This is a genomic window from Rhodococcus sp. G6(2025) (assembly GCF_058628105.1).
Genome location: NZ_CP179750.1, coordinates 1,003,336 through 1,020,102, shown reverse-complemented (window position 1 = coordinate 1,020,102; position 16,767 = coordinate 1,003,336). Strand labels below are relative to the sequence as shown.

General features: G+C 68.4%; 17 protein-coding genes. 11 read left to right on the top strand and 6 right to left on the bottom strand.

The features are described from left to right. Positions 1-2: 2 nt before the first annotated feature. Entirely contained in the window at positions 3-836 is an 834-nt protein-coding gene (locus tag ACLIVD_RS04930) for an alpha/beta fold hydrolase (RefSeq protein ID WP_283330510.1), read from the bottom strand. Between the two features lie 232 nt (positions 837-1,068). On the opposite strand from ACLIVD_RS04930, the gene cspE reads away from it, so the two are divergent. Continuing rightward, complete coding sequence (gene cspE / locus ACLIVD_RS04925; protein ID WP_005244612.1) at positions 1,069-1,272, top strand: transcription antiterminator/RNA stability regulator CspE; 204 nt, start codon at positions 1,069-1,071, stop codon at positions 1,270-1,272. Positions 1,273-1,354: 82 nt separating this feature from the next. Here cspE and ACLIVD_RS04920 read toward each other — a convergent pair whose 3' ends face one another. Continuing rightward, positions 1,355-1,729: a hypothetical protein gene (locus ACLIVD_RS04920; protein ID WP_283330509.1), complete on the bottom strand. Its 375-nt coding sequence runs from the start codon at positions 1,727-1,729 to the stop codon at positions 1,355-1,357. A gap of 184 nt (positions 1,730-1,913) precedes the next feature. Between ACLIVD_RS04920 and ACLIVD_RS04915 the strand changes: the two genes are divergently transcribed. Genes ACLIVD_RS04915 through ACLIVD_RS04905 form a run of 3 tightly spaced genes read left to right on the top strand, consistent with a single transcriptional unit; the run spans position 1,914 to position 4,925 of the window. Further along, positions 1,914-3,065, top strand: coding sequence for an acyl-CoA dehydrogenase family protein (locus ACLIVD_RS04915; protein WP_491932048.1), 1,152 nt, complete (start codon positions 1,914-1,916; stop codon positions 3,063-3,065). Between the two features lie 11 nt (positions 3,066-3,076). Then, complete coding sequence (locus tag ACLIVD_RS04910) at positions 3,077-4,225, top strand: CaiB/BaiF CoA transferase family protein (RefSeq protein ID WP_491932047.1); 1,149 nt, start codon at positions 3,077-3,079, stop codon at positions 4,223-4,225. A 37-nt stretch (positions 4,226-4,262) separates the two neighbouring features. Further along, positions 4,263-4,925 (top strand): IclR family transcriptional regulator, encoded by a 663-nt coding sequence (locus ACLIVD_RS04905; RefSeq protein WP_283330507.1) that lies wholly within the window; start codon positions 4,263-4,265, stop codon positions 4,923-4,925. 7 nt (positions 4,926-4,932) lie between these two features. On the opposite strand, the gene ACLIVD_RS04900 is transcribed toward ACLIVD_RS04905, so the two are convergent. Further along, positions 4,933-5,823, bottom strand: coding sequence for a LysR family transcriptional regulator (locus ACLIVD_RS04900; protein WP_005244617.1), 891 nt, complete (start codon positions 5,821-5,823; stop codon positions 4,933-4,935). A gap of 205 nt (positions 5,824-6,028) precedes the next feature. Here ACLIVD_RS04900 and ACLIVD_RS04895 point away from each other — a divergent pair, with 205 nt between their 5' ends. The 3 genes from ACLIVD_RS04895 to ACLIVD_RS04885 are packed head-to-tail and all read left to right on the top strand — an operon-like array spanning position 6,029 to position 9,138. Then, positions 6,029-7,504 carry a sodium:solute symporter family protein gene (locus ACLIVD_RS04895; protein ID WP_491932046.1) on the top strand — a complete coding sequence of 492 codons (1,476 nt, stop codon included), beginning with the start codon at positions 6,029-6,031 and terminating at the stop codon, positions 7,502-7,504. A 42-nt stretch (positions 7,505-7,546) separates the two neighbouring features. Next, positions 7,547-8,182: a TetR/AcrR family transcriptional regulator gene (locus ACLIVD_RS04890; protein WP_280778920.1), complete on the top strand. Its 636-nt coding sequence runs from the start codon at positions 7,547-7,549 to the stop codon at positions 8,180-8,182. After that, positions 8,179-9,138, top strand: a complete 960-nt coding sequence (locus ACLIVD_RS04885; protein ID WP_491932045.1) for a C-terminal binding protein — start codon at positions 8,179-8,181, stop codon at positions 9,136-9,138. Before ACLIVD_RS04890 ends, ACLIVD_RS04885 begins: the two co-directional genes overlap by 4 nt. A gap of 28 nt (positions 9,139-9,166) precedes the next feature. On the opposite strand, the gene ACLIVD_RS04880 is transcribed toward ACLIVD_RS04885, so the two are convergent. Together ACLIVD_RS04880 and ACLIVD_RS04875 are read right to left on the bottom strand one after the other, a co-directional pair. After that, positions 9,167-9,949 carry a class II aldolase/adducin family protein gene (locus tag ACLIVD_RS04880; RefSeq protein ID WP_283352965.1) on the bottom strand — a complete coding sequence of 261 codons (783 nt, stop codon included), beginning with the start codon at positions 9,947-9,949 and terminating at the stop codon, positions 9,167-9,169. Between the two features lie 75 nt (positions 9,950-10,024). Beyond that, positions 10,025-10,609 (bottom strand): TetR/AcrR family transcriptional regulator, encoded by a 585-nt coding sequence (locus ACLIVD_RS04875; RefSeq protein WP_283352964.1) that lies wholly within the window; start codon positions 10,607-10,609, stop codon positions 10,025-10,027. Positions 10,610-10,706: 97 nt separating this feature from the next. Here ACLIVD_RS04875 and ACLIVD_RS04870 point away from each other — a divergent pair, with 97 nt between their 5' ends. Next, positions 10,707-12,104 (top strand): cytochrome P450, encoded by a 1,398-nt coding sequence (locus tag ACLIVD_RS04870; protein WP_283352963.1) that lies wholly within the window; start codon positions 10,707-10,709, stop codon positions 12,102-12,104. Here ACLIVD_RS04870 and lhgO read toward each other — a convergent pair. Then, a complete protein-coding gene (gene lhgO, locus ACLIVD_RS04865; RefSeq protein WP_491932044.1) occupies positions 12,101-13,303 on the bottom strand; it encodes an L-2-hydroxyglutarate oxidase in 1,203 nt (400 codons plus the stop codon). The genes ACLIVD_RS04870 and lhgO overlap by 4 nt on opposite strands. A 44-nt stretch (positions 13,304-13,347) precedes the next feature. On the opposite strand from lhgO, the gene ACLIVD_RS04860 reads away from it, so the two are divergent. The 3 genes from ACLIVD_RS04860 (at position 13,348) to hypF (ending at position 16,729) form a co-directional block, all read left to right on the top strand. Then, entirely contained in the window at positions 13,348-13,620 is a 273-nt protein-coding gene (locus ACLIVD_RS04860; protein ID WP_061042299.1) for a helix-turn-helix domain-containing protein, read from the top strand. An 80-nt stretch (positions 13,621-13,700) separates the two neighbouring features. Further along, on the top strand, positions 13,701-14,276 hold the full coding sequence (locus ACLIVD_RS04855; RefSeq protein ID WP_280779176.1) for an ATP-dependent Clp protease proteolytic subunit: 576 nt from the start codon (positions 13,701-13,703) through the stop codon (positions 14,274-14,276). Between the two features lie 146 nt (positions 14,277-14,422). Next, a complete protein-coding gene (hypF, locus tag ACLIVD_RS04850; RefSeq protein WP_491932043.1) occupies positions 14,423-16,729 on the top strand; it encodes a carbamoyltransferase HypF in 2,307 nt (768 codons plus the stop codon). The last annotated feature ends 38 nt before the right edge of the window (positions 16,730-16,767 follow it).

The following is a 16,767-nucleotide window of genomic DNA, read 5'->3' as shown; positions in this document are numbered from 1 at the left end:
GCTCAGACCTCCCGCAGCACTGCGCGCAGCCGGGTGACGAACGCGGCGGGGTCGTGGGCGAAGCCGATGTGGTCGCCGGGGAACATAGTGGGCTCGACGCCCAGTTCGGCGGCGAGCGCCCGCGACGTACGGTCGCAGAGTTGCCCACCCGACTCCTCGCCGATCCCGACCACGACGCGGCTGGGCGCCGAGCGCAGGGCGGTGACGTCCGGGCACCAGCGGGTGGTCGGGCGCAGCATGTGCGCGTGCTGGAAGTAGTCGTCCGCCTCGGTCTGCGCATCCCGTTCGCCCGCGAACATCTGCTGGAACGCTTCCTCGGGCAGGTGGATGTTCGCCAGGGCCAGGAACTTCCTCCACGCCCCCACGACATCCCCGGTCAGGTGGGTGTCGATGATCTCGTCGGTCTTCACGCGCAGTTGCTCGCGGTCGTCGAGTAACTCGTCCAGCGGCGGCTCGTGAGCGATCACGGTGTGGACCAGCTCGGGGTGCGCCTGCACCAGCGCGAGCGCACTGACGGCGCCGCCGCTGGAGCCGAACACCACGGCAGGGCCCGCGTCGAGGTGCATCAGGAGCCGGGCGAGGTCGTCGGCGCGCATCTCCGGGGTCGAATCGCGATCCCGGTCGTCGACCGGACTGCGGTGGATGCCCCGCGGGTCCGTCGTGAGCACGGTGTAGTCGGACGAGAGCAGATCCGCCGCCGGCGCGAAGGAGTCGGCGTCCATGGGGGCGCCGACGAGCACCACGACGGGACCCGCGCCCTGCACCTCGTAGTACAGCCTGGCACCGGGAACGTCGAGGATCCGGGCGTCGGCGGTGGCGGTCGATGTGGAATTCATCGGTTCTCCTCGTTCGAGGTGGTAATTCTCGGTCGCAGGTAGGACCGCGCCCGAGGGGCAGAATCATCGGTCGAGGGGGGAAATTTCTTCCGCAGACCTGGTACAGCGCCCAGGATTCGCAGGAATCGTGGGCGTACCACTGGAAGGACGCGCGCCTTGATGACAGGATGATATCCACGCGAACGGGATCTCGATGTGAGGTCCCGGGCGGCAACTGCAGGGAGTGAACGGTATGGCGCAGGGTGTTGTGAAGTGGTTCAACAGCGAGAAGGGCTTCGGATTCATAGCGCCGGACGACGGCAGCGCGGACGTGTTCGTTCACTACTCCGAGATCTCGGGCAGCGGCTACAAGTCGCTGGAGGAGAACCAGCGGGTGGAATTCGAGGTCGGACAGGGCCAGAAGGGCCCGCAGGCCCAGAATGTCCGGGCCGTCTGACCGACGCCCCGATGACACTGTGACGACGAGGTCGCACCCGAGCGGTGCGGCCTCGTCATCGTCGTAGTAGGCCCCGGGACAGCTATCTCGCGAGGCCGAAGCTTCCCACCTGGTTGCCGCCCACGTACACGGCCCCGGTGTAGGTCCCGTCTGCGTTGGGGGTCATCCTGTCGGTCAGGAACCCCAGACCCGATGGGCTGTAGTCGATGACGGTGTTTCCGTTCCCGTCCTGCGAGGTCGTGCCCGCGAGCCCGGTCAGACCGAACGCGAAGTTGTTGACGACCGTGCCGCCCTGGAACGTCTTGCCCTTCCAGATCAACTCACCCGCCGGCGCGGTGGTCGTTCCCTGATAGGTGCCGGACGGCACGGCGGGTTCCGCCACGCCCGTCCCCGCGCCGGCGAGAACCGCGCCGATCATCGTTCCCGCGGTGACGATCCCTCGTGTGATCGTGCGCATGAAGCCTCCCTCTGCAATGCCGCACGGAGTGTGCGCTGTGCGTCCGTGGTCGAGTACCCGCTCCCGTGTCCGTGGACACCGGCACCCCTGGACAAATTCGCCGGTCTCCTTCATAGTCGATATGCCACCAAGTGGCATTGTCATTTCACTAGGTGGCAATTTCGATCTTCCGACAGGAGTTTCCGTGACCGATCAGCTGCTCGATGCCGCCGAGTTCCGCGGCGCAGTGCGTGCATTCGCCAACCGTGAGATCCACCCCGGCGCGGCGTTCCGTGACGAGACGCGGGAGTTCCCGGCGGAGTTGGTGAAGCGACTGGGCGAACAGGACCTGATGGGCATCTCGGTGCCCGAGGAGTTCGGCGGACTGGGCCTGTCCACCAGGACACAGCTGATCGCGATCGAGGAGGTGGCCCGCACCGACGCCGCCCTCGCCTCGATCTATACCGCGCACTACCTGGGGCTCGAGCCGATCCTCGTCGGCGGAACCGAGGAGCAGAAGCGCCGGTGGCTGCCCCGGCTCGCGTCCGGTGAACTGCTCGCCGGGTTCGCCCTCACCGAACCGGACGCCGGCTCCGACATCGCCTCGATGCGCACGACGGCGCGGCGCGAGGACGACGGGTGGCACCTGTCCGGTTCGAAGACGTACATCTCCAACGCCAAGGAGGCCGACCTGGTCGTCGCCTTCGCCAAGACCGATCCGTCCGCAGGCTTCCGCGGCATCACCGCGTTCGTCCTCCCCCAGGGCACTCCCGGCGTGAGTTACTCGGAGCCCCAGGACAAGCTGGGCATCCGGTCCGCGCCCACCTACACCGTGTACCTCGACGACGTGGTGCTTCCCCACGACGCCGTGGTGGGAACGGAGGGCCGCGGCGGCAACATCGCGCTCACCGCCCTCAACCGCGCCCGCGTCGACGTGGCGGCGATGGCCAACGGAATCGCCCTGCGCGCGTGGGAACTGGGACGCTCCTACGCGGCCGAGCGCAAACAGTTCGGACACCCCATCGCCGAATTCCAGGCGATTCAGCTGCTGCTGGGCGCGTGCGACGCGCAGCTCGTAGCCTCCCGCGTCACCGCGGACTGGGCGGCGGACGTGAAGGATGCCGGGGTCGACCTGCGCCGCGCCGCGTCCGTGTCGAAGTACGTGGCCACGGAGGCCTGCTTCTCGATCGTCGACCAGACCGTGCAGATTCACGGCGGCGCCGGTTTCATGCGCGAATCCGAGATCGAACGCCTCTACCGCGACTGCCGGATCCTCCGGATCTTCGAGGGCACCTCGCAGATCCAGCTGCTCACCATCGCCTCCAACGCCCCGTCCCCGCACTCGACCGAATTCTGAGAGGGCCCGTCATGCCTACCCTTCCTCCCCTGGACGGCATCCGCGTCGTCGATCTCTCGCGCGTCCTGGCCGGACCGTATTGCACGGCGCTGCTCGCAGACGCCGGCGCCGACGTCGTCAAGATCGAGCCCGCTGCCGGCGAGGATTCGCGGCACCTGGGCCCGTTCCGCGACGGCGAGAGCATCTATTTCAACGTGCTGAACCGCGGAAAACGCTCGCTGGCACTGAATCTCAAGGACGACGCGGACCGGAAGGTGCTGTTCGACCTGCTCGACACGGCGGATGTTCTCGTCGAGAATTTTCGGCCCGGCGTGACCGCCCGCCTCGGCATCGACTACGACACCGTCCACGCCCGCAATCCCCGGCTCGTCTACGCGTCCATCTCCGGTTTCGGGCAGGACGGGCCGCTCGCGGGTTCGGCCGCCTACGACCTCGTCGTGCAGGCGCTGTCGGGGATCATGAGCATCACCGGTTTCCCCGAATCCGGGCCGACCCGGCTCGGCGAATCGTTCGGCGACCTCGTCGCGGGACTGTTCGCGGCGTGGGGCATCAGCTCCGCCCTGGTCGGCACCCGGGAATCGGGTGTGGGACAACACCTCGACGTCGCCATGTTCGACAGCATGCTGGCCATGCTCCCCACCGCGCACAGCCAGTTGCAGGCATCGGGGGTCGCGCCGGCGGGAGTGGGCAATCGCCATCCCGTCTCGACCCCGTTCGACACGTACCGGGCGTCGGACGGCCTGTTCGTCCTGGCCGTCGCCAGCCAGTCCGGATTCGAGAAGCTCGCCCACACCATGGATCGCGCAGACCTTCTCGGCGACAACCGTTTCGCCGACGACACGTCCCGCACCGATCACGAACCGGCGCTGCGCGCGGAGATCGAGATCTGGGCGAAGGACAAGACGGTCGCCGAGGTGGTCGCGGTCCTCGGCGCGGCCGGACTGGCGAGCTCCGAGATCTGGAACGTGGAACAGGCGTTGTCGTCCGAGCAGAGCAGGCACCGGGGACTCGTGGAGTCGTTCGATCATCCGGTCGCGGGAACGATCGACTACGTCCGGCAGCCGGTCGTGTTCGGCGACAGCGCGCGCCCCGGGGTTCGCCGCAGCCCGCTGCTCGACGAACACCGGCAGCCCCTGCTGTCCGAGATCGCGTCGCGGTAGATTCACGCCGACACCCGCGACCGTCAGGAGAGAACCCATGGCCCCCGGAGATGTGACCCGCAGCGCGAGCCGCACCTTCGAACTGCTCGGCGCGATCACCGAGCAGGGCGGGTTGACGCTCGGCGATGCCGCGAAAGCCGCAGGCCTCGCCACGAGTACCGCGCTGCGCCTGATCCGCAGCATGGAGCAGAGCGAGTTCCTGGTCCGCGGCGACGACAACGTCTACCGGGCCGGGCCGCGACTTCTCCAGATCGGCGCCCGGGCGATCAGCGACAACCAGCTGCTGTCCCGGGCCCGGCCCGCGATGGTCGCGATCGCGGAGGGAACCCGCGAATCCACGTACCTGTCGACCCACGGCCCGAAGGGCACCGCCCTGTATCTCGCGCAGATCGAGGGCACCCACGCGATCCGGCACATGGGATGGGTGGGGCAGACGGTGCCGCTCGAGGGCACGGCCGTCGGCGCCGCGCTGCGGGGTGACCTGCAGAGTGAGGGATACGCGATCGCCCACGACACCATCGAGGACCAGTCGACGGGTGTGGCGGCCCCGATCTACGACGCGGTGGGGCGGATCGTGGGCGCGCTCAGCATCATCGGGCCGACGTTCCGTCTCGACGACGCACTCTGCGCGCAGCACGGTCTCGTTCTCGTCGAGCGTTGCCGTGCGCTGTCGACCGAACTGGGCTCCCCGACCCGGTGAGCGGCGGTCAGCTGCCCATGCTGGTCCGGACGAATTCGCGGAACGTGAGGACCATCGGTTCGCGGGCCCGGCCCCGCCGGTAGATCAGCGAGAACGGCGCCTGATAACCGAACGACGCCGGCAGGATCGGACGGAGCCGGTTCCGGTCCACCCAGTACTCCGCGTAGTGCTCGGGTAGGTATCCGATGTACGCGCCGGACAGCACGAGGATGAGCTGCGCTTCCATGTTCTCCACCGTCGCCGAGGGTTGCGGGAACCCCTGGCGGGCGAGTTCCTGCTCGGACCAGTAGCCGCGGGTCACCATCCGCTGTTGCGTGATGACCTCCGGCGGCACCCGCTTCCTGCCGAACAGCGGGTGCTTGTCGCTGCAGTACAGCCAGTGCTGCTCCCGGTGCAGCGCCTGGGAGACGAGGCCGTTCATCGGTGAGGCGAACGCGCCGACCGCGACGTCGATCCGGTCGTCGAGCACGCCGACCTGCAGTTCGTGCGGGGTCTGGATCTTCAGGTCGAGGTAGACGGCGGGGTGGTCCTTGCTGAACACGCCGATCACGTCGGCGAGCGGCAGCGTGGCGTCGGTGACGGTGGAATCGAGAACCCCGATGGTGAGGGTTCCCCGGAGCTCCCCCTGCAGCGCGGCGCCGTAGCGTTCGAACCCCTCGAGTTCGCCGAGGATGCGCAGGCATTCCTTGTGGTAGAGCTCGCCCTTGCTGGTGAGACCGAATCCGCCCCGCCCGCGGTGACACAGGACGATGCCGAGGTGCCGTTCGAGCTGGCTCATGTAGGTGCTGATCGCGGAGGCGGACAGTCCGAGTTCCTGCTGCGCGGGCGCGAACCCCTGGTGACGGACGACGGCCGCGAAGATCTGGAGGAGCTTCAGATCGGGCAGCGAGCTGCGCATCGCACTCCTCCGGCGGGGTCGAAAACAGGGTGTGAGCTGGCTCGCACCATTACTTCACGATTTTCTGAAGTGATTATTTGTATCAACTGATTTATTTCACGTCAATGTTCTCCTACCGTCTAGGGCAACGGTCTGACGAGACCGGCACCGACGGGACCACCACGCCCGTCATCACCGATCCGCTAGGACACGTGAAGGACGCACCATGGACATCACCATCATCCTGATCTATCTGGGCGCGATGCTCGCGTTCGGCTGGTGGGGCAAACGCCGGGCGAGCAACTCCAGCGAATACCTCGTCGCCGGCCGCCGACTCGGCGGATTCCTCTACACCAGCACGATGGCGGCGGTCGTCATCGGCGGCGCCTCCACCGTCGGCGGCGTCGGCCTCGGCTACAAGTACGGCATCTCCGGAATGTGGCTGGTCGTATCGATCGCCGCCGGTGTCCTCCTGCTCAGCCTGCTCTTCGCCGCACGGATCCAGCGCCTCAAGGTCTACACCGTCTCCGGGATGCTCAAACTCCGGTACGGCATCGACGCCACCGGGGCGTCCGGTCTCGTGATGATGGCCTACACCCTCATGCTCACCGTCACCTCCACGATCGCCTACGCCACCATCTTCAACGTGCTGTTCGGCTTCGACCGGACCCTGTCGGTGGTCCTCGGCGGCCTCATCGTCGTGGCCTACTCGGCGATGGGCGGCATGTGGTCGATCACGCTCACCGACGTCGTCCAGTTCGTCATCAAGACCATCGGCGTCTTCGCCCTGCTCCTCCCGTTCACGTGGAGCAAGGCGGGCGGGTACGCCGGCATCAAGGAGCGCGTCGGCGAACAGGCACTCGGGCTCGGCACCATCGGCACCGGCACCATCGTCACGTTCTTCGTCGTCTACACCCTCGGCATCCTCATCGGACAGGACATCTGGCAGCGGGTGTTCACCGCGAAGTCGCCGGAGGTCGCACGATGGGGCGGCGTCACCGCCGGCATTTACTGCCTGCTGTACGGCGTCGCGGGCGCACTGATCGGTCTGGCCGCGTCGGCCCTCATGCCCGACATCGGGTCGTCCGACGACGTGTACGCCGACGTCGCCGTCCACGTCCTGCCCGTCGGTCTCAGCGGCATCGTCCTCGCCGCCGCGGTGGCCGCGATGATGTCGACCGCGTCCGGCGCGCTGATCGCCACCGCCACCGTCGCCCGGCAGGACGTCCTTCCGCTGGTCGCCCAGATCTTCGGCCGCACACGACCCGAACTGGACACGTCCGATCCGGAAGCCGACGTGCGCGGCAACCGCCTCTACGTGATCGTGATCGGCCTCGTCAGCATCGTGATCGCCGCGCTCATCAACGACATCGTCTCCGCGCTCACGATCGCCTACGACATCCTGGTCGGCGGGCTCCTCGTCCCGATCCTCGGTGGACTGGTCTGGAGGCGCGCCACCGGAACCGCGGCCATGGCGGCCATGGCGGTGGGCACCGTGGCGACCATCGCGACGATGTTCGTCGTCGGCGACGTCCTGGCGAACGAGCCGGTGTACGTCGGACTCGTCAGCGCTCTGGTCGTGTTCGTGGCCACCAGCCTATTCACCGAACCCACCCCGGCGAACGTGATGTCCGTGTGGAACGCGCGAGTGTCGGGAAAGCCCGAGGAAGACCCGGTTCCGGTCCCGGCACCGATAGCCTGAGTGGCATCAGCGCACGAAAGTGAGTGCGCACGAGCGGGAGGAATGATCGTGCCGAAGATCGTCGACCACGACGAGCGGAGACTGGCGCTCGCCGACGCCGTTCTCGCGTTGATCGCCAGGGAGGGGATCTCCGCCGTCACCACGCGAGCGGTGGCGGAGGAGAGCGGGTGGTCGACCGGAGTGTTGAACCACTACTTCGGGTCCCGGCACGAATTGCTCCTCGCGGCGCTGCGCCGGGCCGGCGACATCCAGGGCGACCGGTACCGCACGATCCTCGACGAGGAGGGCGCAGGCCCGATCGAGAAGCTGCGGAACATCACCGCCAGCATCCTGCCGCTCGACGAACGGCGGCTGGCGATGACCCGTGTGTTCCTGTTCTTCTACGCGGAGGGTGCGGCCGAGGAAACGGCGCGCGGTGAGATCGCGGCCTTCCTCGCCCGCTGGCGGGGCGTCGTGCGCGAGTCGGTCGTCGCCGCACAGCGGGAGGGCACCGTCTCCACCGACCTCGACGCGGACGCCGTCACCGTCGCGCTGGTGGCGCTGACCGACGGTCTTGCATTGCAGGCCATCCTGGATCCCGTTGTCATGGAGGCGATCAGCGCGGAGGACGCAGCCGCCCGCTGCGTGGACGCCGCCGTACGACGGACCACCGAAGAAGCGGGAGCAGTAGGCAGATGACCGACCGCGTCGTCGTCCTCGACGACTTCATTCCGGCCGAAGAACTGTCCGATTCGCTTGCCGCCGCAGGTATTTCCGCGGACGTCGTGCACCAGTCCGAGTTCCCGTCCGGCCCTGGCGTCATCGCCCTGCTCGTGGGTCCGGAGAACACCGGCCTTCAGCCCCGTCACCTGTCGGATCTTCCGGACCTGCGACTGCTGTCGGCGACGTCCGCCGGGTACGACCACCTGCCGGTGTCGGCGGCCCACGAACGCGGCCTCTGGGTCACGCGCGCGGTGGACTACTGCACCGAGGAGGTCGCAGACCACGCGCTCGCGCTCACCCTCGGACTGCTCCGATCCACCCACGCCCTCGACCGCTCCGTGCGTGCGGGCGGGTGGGACGTCACCGCCGCACCGCCGCGGCGGATCGCGGGAACCGTGCTGGGCCTCTACGGTTTCGGCCGGATCGCCGCCGCTTTCGCACTGCGCGCCCGAGCCCTCGGGATGACCGTCCTCGTCAGCGGCCGCGGGCTGGGCGACCGCGCCGGGGAACTGGCGGCCGCGGGCATCGAGGTGGTCGGGTTCGAGGAACTGCTGCGCCGCTCCGACGTGCTGAGCCTGCACGTCCCCCTGACTTCCGAGACGCGGGGTCTGATCGACGAGCGTGCGCTGTCGACGATGAAGCGCGGCGGGTATCTGGTGAACGTCTCCCGCGGCGGACTCGTCGACCACGACGCACTTGGCGCAGCACTACGCAGTGGACACCTCGCGGGTGCGGCCGTCGATGTCCTTCCGAACGAACCTCCCGCACAGGACGATCCGATCCTGCATATCCCGAACCTCGTGATCACCCCGCACGCCGCGTGGTACTCACCGCAGGTCGCGCGCACCCTGGCGCAGCAGTCGGCCCGCAATGTCGCGGCGGTCCTGACGGGCACATCCCCGGTGGGCGTCGTCGCCGCACCGGGGATGTGATCGCCCTGCCAGTCTCGGCAGGCCGCTGTCAGTCCTTGTAATCGGGGGCGGTCCGGTCCAGCATCCGCAGCAGCGCCGCCCACGCCATCTCGTAGGCCTGATCGTCGGTGTAGTCGTCCGTGGCCTCGCCGGCGAACTGTCGCGCGGTGTGCTCGGCGATCTCGGGCGACGGAACGCGCAGTTCACCCGACGCCTGAGCGGCGATCTGGATGTCACACGCCTTCTCCAGATAGAACATTCGCAGAAACGCCTCGGCAGCGGATTCGCCCACGGTGAGCAGTCCGTGATTGCGCAGGATCATCGCGGGATGATCGCGGAGGTCCTCGACCAACCGCACGCGTTCGGCCGTGTTGAGGGCGATGCCCTCGTAGTCGTGGTAGCCGACCCGGTTGTAAAACTCCATCGAGATCTGGTTCAGCGGCAGCAGTCCATGCTCCTGCGCGGCCACCGCACACCCGGCCTTCGTGTGGGTGTGCAGCACGCACTGCGCGTCCGGCCGGGCCTCGTGAATCGCGCCGTGGATCACGAATCCCGCAGGGTTGACCTGATATTCGGACGGTTCGACGAGTTCGCCGTCGAGTCCGATCTTCACCAGGTTGGAGGCGGTGATCTCCTCGAAGAGCAGGCCGTACGGGTTGATGAGGAAATGATGTTCGGGCCCGGGAATCCGGACCGAGACGTGCGTGAAGATGAGGTCGGTCATCTTGAAATGCGCGAGCAGGCGGTACACCGCCGCGAGTTCACGACGCAGTTCCGCCTCGGTCTTCGCCGGGCCCGTTCGGCCCTGCGACGTAACGGTGGGTGCACTCATGCGGGATCTCCTTGATCACCGAAGGGATTTCGGCTTAAATATATCAACTGATTTATTTAAGTGCCAGCCCTCGGCTCAGTCGAGCCGCCCGCCCAGCATGCCCCGCAGGGAGCGCAGGCAGAGTTCACGTAGCTCGCCCTCGGCGATCGACGGGTGGTCGAGCCAGTCCATGCAGACGGCACGGACGAAGGCGATCCATCCGCGCACCGCGACGCCGACGAGTTCCCTCTCACTGGCGGGGGGATCGAGCGCGTCGACGATGCGGCGCTGCTGGGCATCGAGTTCCCGCTCGACGATGGCCCGGATGTCGGCGTCGGCCGACAGCGCGCCGTGGTTGATGGCCCGGACTCCGTGCCGGTGGCTCGCAACATGCTCGAAGTACGCGTCGAGGCCGGCCGCGACCTGTTCCTCGACGGGGAGGGTGGAGTCGGGGGCCGTCACGTCGAGCAGTCGTTCGGATTCGCGTTCGACGATTGCGGCGAAGAAATCCCGCTTCGTCGGGAAGTAGTGGTACATCAATCCGCGCGACACCTCGGCGAGTTCCGCGACCTCCTCGATCCACACATCCTCGTAGGGGCGGTCCGCGAACAGCCGCGCGCCGATGTCGAGCAACTGCGCCCGGCGCTGCTCCGGGGCGAGTCGTCGACGGGCGCTGGTCATGCCAGTCACCGTACTGCTTGACACCGGTTCAGTAAGGCGTACCTTGCGTACTAGACATCAATTCAGTAACGCAGGCCACATCGACACGGGGGTCGACATGAGCGTCGAATCACTGCACACCACGGCGGAGGCGACCATCCCGCATCCTCGATGGCGGCTTCCCGTCGTCGGCGACGTCTTCGGGATCAGCATCCGCACTCCGGTGCAGAATTCGATGGAGATCGGCAGAAAACTCGGGCCCATCTTCGAGCGCAACGTCCTCGGCAATCGGTTCGTGTTCGCCTCCGGTGCCGACATGGTCGCGGAACTCTCCGACGAATCCCGGTTCGCGAAACACCTGGCACCCGGCGTCGCGTCGCTGCGCGAGGTCGGCGGCGACGGGTTGTTCACCGCCTACAACCATGAGCCGAACTGGAGCAAAGCGCACAACCTCCTCGCCCCGGCGTTCACGAAATCCGCGATGCGGTCGTATCACCGCACGATGCTGGATGTCGCAGGCGAACTGACGGAGCACTGGGACGAGCGGGTGAACGGCTCCCCCGTCGACGTGTCCTCCGACATGACGAAGCTGACGCTCGAGACCATCGGCCGCACCGGTTTCAGCTATTCCTTCGACTCCTTCAGACGGGACCGGCCGCACCCGTTCGTGCAGGCGATGGTCGGTGCGCTGAGCCATTCGCAGCGCACCACGTTCGTGAAGTCCAGCGCGCTCGGACGCCTGCTGACGCGACGGTCGGATCGACGCAACGTCGCCAACCTGGAACACATGGCCGAGGTCGTCGACGAGGTGATTCGTGCCCGCCGCGACAGCACCGAGGACGGCCCCGAGGACCTGCTCGAACTCATGCTGCGGGCCGCCCGGGAGAATGACCCCCATCGGATCGACGAGTTGAACATCCGGCACCAGGTGGTGACGTTCCTGGTCGCGGGACACGAGACCACCTCCGGGGCACTGTCGTTCGCCCTGTACTACCTGTCGCGTCATCCCGACGTCCTCGCAAAGGCGCAGGCGGAGGTCGATGCGGTCTGGGGCGACGAAGAGCCCGCGTTCGAGCAGATCGCGAAGCTCCGCTACGTGCGCCGGGTGCTCGACGAATCGTTGCGGCTGTGGCCGACGGCCCCCGCGTACGGCAGGGAGGCGACCGTCGACACGACCCTCGTCGGCAAGTACCCGATGAAGGTCGGCGACTGGGTGCTCGTCCTCATCCCCGCCCTGCACCGCGACCCCGTGTGGGGTGACGATCCCGAGGCGTTCGACCCCGACCATTTCCTCCCCGAGCGCATCCGGTCCCGGCCCGCGCACGTGTACAAGCCGTTCGGGACCGGCGAGCGCGCCTGCATCGGACGACAGTTCGCCCTCCACGAGGCGGTCCTGGTTCTCGGCACGATCCTGCGGCGCTACGACATCGTGGGCGACCCGGACTATCGACTGAAGGTCGCCGAGCGCCTCACCCTCATGCCCGAGGGCTTCACGCTCCAGCTCCGCAGGCGCTAGACCCGGCGGGCCAGAACTTCCGTCACGACGTGTTCGGCGATGGCGAGGGACGACGTCGCACCCGGTGAGGGCGCGTTCCGGACGTGAACGACGCGTTCCGACCCGGTGATGACGAAGTCGTCCTCGAGGCTGCCGTCGGCGTTCATCGCCTGAGCGCGGATGCCCCGGGGTCCGCGGGTGACGTCGGAGCGGCACACGTCGGGCACGTACTTCTGCGCCTCCTTCACGAACTGGCCCGTGCTGAGGACGGTGCGGGCCTCGCGGACCGCCGCCGCGGTGTTGTGCACGGCGAACCGCCAGAACCCGGGAAACCCGACCGCCGACACCACGTCCGCCGCCGACCACCCCCGACGGTCGTACGCCTCCCGCCCGAAGGCGAGAAAGGCGTTCGGTCCGAGCATGATTCGCCCGTCGATCCGCTTGGTGAGGTGGACCCCGAGGAACGGGTACCGCGGATCCGGAACCGGGTAGATCAGCCCCTTCACGAGCGAGGACCGCTCGGGCTCGAGCAGGAAGTAGTCGCCGAAGAAGGGCACCACGCGAGGCGATCGCGGTTCACCCGACATCAGTGCCACCCGGTCGGACTGCAGTCCCGCGCATGTGACCACCAGGTCGAAGGCCTCGCTGCCGTTCCGGGTGGTGACCACCGTTTCCGCGGTCCGGCTGTCCAGGCCCACGACCTCCCGGCCGAGGAGCACGCGTCCACCCGCGGCGGCGATGTCCGCGGCGAGAGCCTCCGCGACCGCCACGTAATCGATGATCGCGGTGTGCGGCGAGTGCACGGCGGCGACTCCCCGTGCGTGCGGTTCGATCTCGGGGATCTCCTCCCCCGCGACCTTGCGGATGCCGGGGACCCCGTTGGCGACCGCTCTGTCGAAGATGGCGTCCATCCGCGCCACTTCGGACGAGTCGTGGGCGACCACCACTTTGCCGCATTCCTCGTAGGCCACACCCTTGTCCTCCGCGTACTGCTGCAGGAGGGTGACACCACGGCGGCACAGGCGCGCTTTGAGGCTGCCCGGCGGGTAGTACAGGCCGGCGTGGACGACGCCGCTGTTGTGTCCGGTCTGGTGGGCCGCGACCCGGGTCTCCTTTTCGAACAGCGTCGCCTCGACGGCGTCCATGCGGTGCAGAAGTTCCCGGGCGACCGCCAGACCGATGATGCCGCCGCCGATGACGGCGGCACGAACCTTCGCCATGAGCACCCCTCCGTATATACCATTTTCGAGATACCATCGATGGTATGTCGACCACCCCTCGACGCACGTCTTTTCCCGGACTGGAGCACCTGTCCGATCGGCGTCGAGCGCTGCTGGACGAGCTCGTCACCACTCGCCGCGAGCGCGGCCTGACGCAGACGGAGATCGCCGCCCACATGGGCACGTCGCAATCGGCCGTGGCACGGCTCGAACGCGGCGACGTCGACCCCCGCCTGTCGACGCTCGAACGGTATGCGGAGGCCGTGGGCCGGACGGTCGACTGGACGATCTCAGCGCACCGGGAGTCATCACCATGATCTGGCCACCACCCACCCCACCACAGGTCCCGCCGTTTCACACCCCCTGGCAGCCGGACCCCCGGCAGCCGCCCGCCCCGATGCCCGTCACGTCCGTGCCCGCTCCCGCTCCCGGTCCCGACTGGCTGGCCGAGCGCCTGTTCGACAAACGGATCGTGTCGCTGACCGGCAGGCTCGACGCCGAGGCCACCAACCGCGCGGCGGCGTCGCTGGCACTGCTCGACGCCTCGGACGACGGGGAGGTCCAGCTGTGGCTGCACGGCGTCGACGCCGACATCGACGCGGCCGCGGTCCTCCTCGACACCCTCGATCTGATGGGCGTCCCGCTGCACGTCCACTGCCGCGGCGACGTCCGGGGAATGGCGATCGCCCTCCTCGCGCCCGCCGACCGCCGGACGTCGGCGTCGCACGCCACGTTCCATCTCCGGGAACCGCAGACGTCCTGCACCGGTCCGGCGTCGGACGTCGCCATCGCCGCCGAACACCACGAGCAGCAGCTCCGGAGGCTGCAGCAGCGGATCGCCGACTCCTGCGGGCGTCCCGTCGACACGGTGATCGGCGACATGCGGGACCACCGGATCCTCACCGCCGACGAGGCGCGCGACTACGGGCTGATCGACGCCGTCACCGGCGCACGCTCCGCCGACGGCGAGTAATCCGGCAGCCGCACTCCTTTTCGGCTCCCGCGCACGAATTCAGGCGCAATTTCGAGTGCGCGAACCGAGAAAGGGTGCGTCTGTGCCGCCGGACGTGCACGGGCAGGCTCTTGCGCCCCGCACCTCGACGGGGGAATCATCCGAGGATGACGGTCGAACGATCGCGCATCACGGTCCACGGGGTCGTGCAGGGGGTCGGCTTCCGCCCGTTCGTCGCGCGACTGGCCGACGACCTGGGACTGCACGGCCACTGCGGCAACGACGACGTCAGCGTGTTCATCGAGATAGAGGGCAAGTCCGCGTCGGTGTCCGAGTTCGTGCGCCGGCTCCGCACGGACGCGCCGCCGATGGCCGTGATCGTCGACGCGACCACTCAGCCCGTTCCGGTGCGCGGCGACGAGTCGTTCCGGATCATCGACAGCCGGCACGTCCCCGGCGCGCGGACGCTGGTGTCGCCGGACGTGGCGACGTGCGCGGATTGTCTTCGCGAACTGGCCGATCCGCACGATCGGCGGTTTCGCCATCCGTTCGTCAACTGCACCAACTGCGGGCCCCGGTTCACGGTGATCACCGACCTGCCCTACGACCGGCCCAACACCACGATGGCCGAGTTTCCGCTGTGCGCCGCGTGCCTCGCCGAGTACCGCGACCCCGCGGATCGACGGTTCCACGCCCAGCCGGTGTGCTGCCCCGACTGCGGTCCGCACCTGTTCGCCGAGGTCGACGGGCACCGGATCGACGGGGACGACGCCGTCCTCACCGCGGTGCAGGGGGCGTTGCGGGACGGCCGGATCGTGGCGGTCAAGGGCCTCGGCGGATTCCACCTCGTCTGCGATGCCGCCGACCCCACCGCCGTCGAGACTCTGCGGGCGCGCAAGCACCGCCCGGACAAGCCGTTCGCGGTGATGACCGCGGACCTGTCCGCCGCCGCCGAGTTGTGCGAGATCTCCGAGCCCGAGAGCGCACTGCTGCGACACGCGGCCCGGCCGATCCTGTTGCTGCACAAGAAGAACACAGCGTCGGTTGCCGACGGCATCGCGCCCGGGATCGACGACCTCGGCGTGATGCTCCCCTACACCCCGCTGCACCATCTCCTGTTCACCCGAACCCCCGGCAGCGACGTCGACCCACCACGGGTGCTGGTCATGACGTCCGGCAACCTGAGCGGCGAACCCCTCTGTTTCGACAACGACGACGCCCGCACTCGACTGGCCGACATCGCCGACGTGTTCCTGATGCACGACCGCCGCATCGCGGTGCCCTGCGAGGATTCCGTGCTCGCGGTCGAGGCCGGGGCGGTGCTGCCGATCCGCCGCTCGCGCGGATTCGCACCGCTGCCCGTCGTGCTCCCCGCGCACGGCCCGGAGATCCTCGCGGTGGGCGCGGAGATCAAGAACACCTTCTGCCTGACCCGGCAGGACTACGCGTTCTGCTCGGCGCACCTCGGCGACATGGGCAGCCTGGAAAGTCAGCGCGCCTTCGAGACGTCGGTGCGGCAGTTGACGCATCTGCACGGCATCACCCCGGAGGCGGTGGTCGCCGACCGGCACCCCGGCTACTCGACGCACCACTGGGCCCGGCGCTACAGCGACAGGACCGGCGTCCCCCTGCTCACCGTGCAGCACCACCACGCGCACGTCGCGTCGCTGATGGCCGAACACGGACTGGTCGGGACGACGGTGCTCGGTGTCGCGTTCGACGGGACCGGGTACGGCTGCGACACCACCGTGTGGGGCGGCGAACTCCTCCTCGTCGGCCCGAACATCCTCGACACGAGGCGGGTGGGGCACATCCAGCCCGTCTCGTTGCCGGGCGGTGACGCCGCCGTCCGGAATCCGGTGCGGGTGGCGCTGGCTCTGCTGCACGAGTGCGGGATCACCGACGTCGACGGGTTGCCGTGCGTGGAGGCGATCCCCACCGCGGAACGCGCGGCCGTGGAGTCGCAACTGGGGTCGGGTCTCGGTTGTGTCAGGACGACCAGCGCGGGCCGCCTGTTCGACGGCGTCGCGTCGCTGCTCGGGGTCCGGCACCGGGTCACCTACGAGGCGCAGGCGGCCATCGAACTCGAGGCCCTCGCCCGGACCGCCCTCCACCCGGCTCCCCTGGCCATGGACGTGGAGAACGACCAGCTCAGGCTGCCTCTTCTGGTGTCCGGACTGGTCGCCGGACTCCGCGACGGGACCCCGCCCGCTGCGCTCGCACTGGGCTTCCACCATGCCCTCGCCGCCGCCACCGCCGGCCTCGTCGACCGGGCCGCCACCGCGACCGGCGCGTCGACGATCGGACTCACCGGAGGAGTCTTTCAAAACCGTTTATTCCTCGCACTGGTGAGAGCACACTGGGAGAGCAGCGGTTATCGAGTCCTCACCCACCACCGGGTGCCTCCCAACGACGGAGGACTCTCCCTCGGCCAGGCGGTGATCGGTGCCGCGGCAACCATGCGCGGACCGTGACGTCGGCAGCCCCCGACCGGCCGGTCCGGGACGGGAGC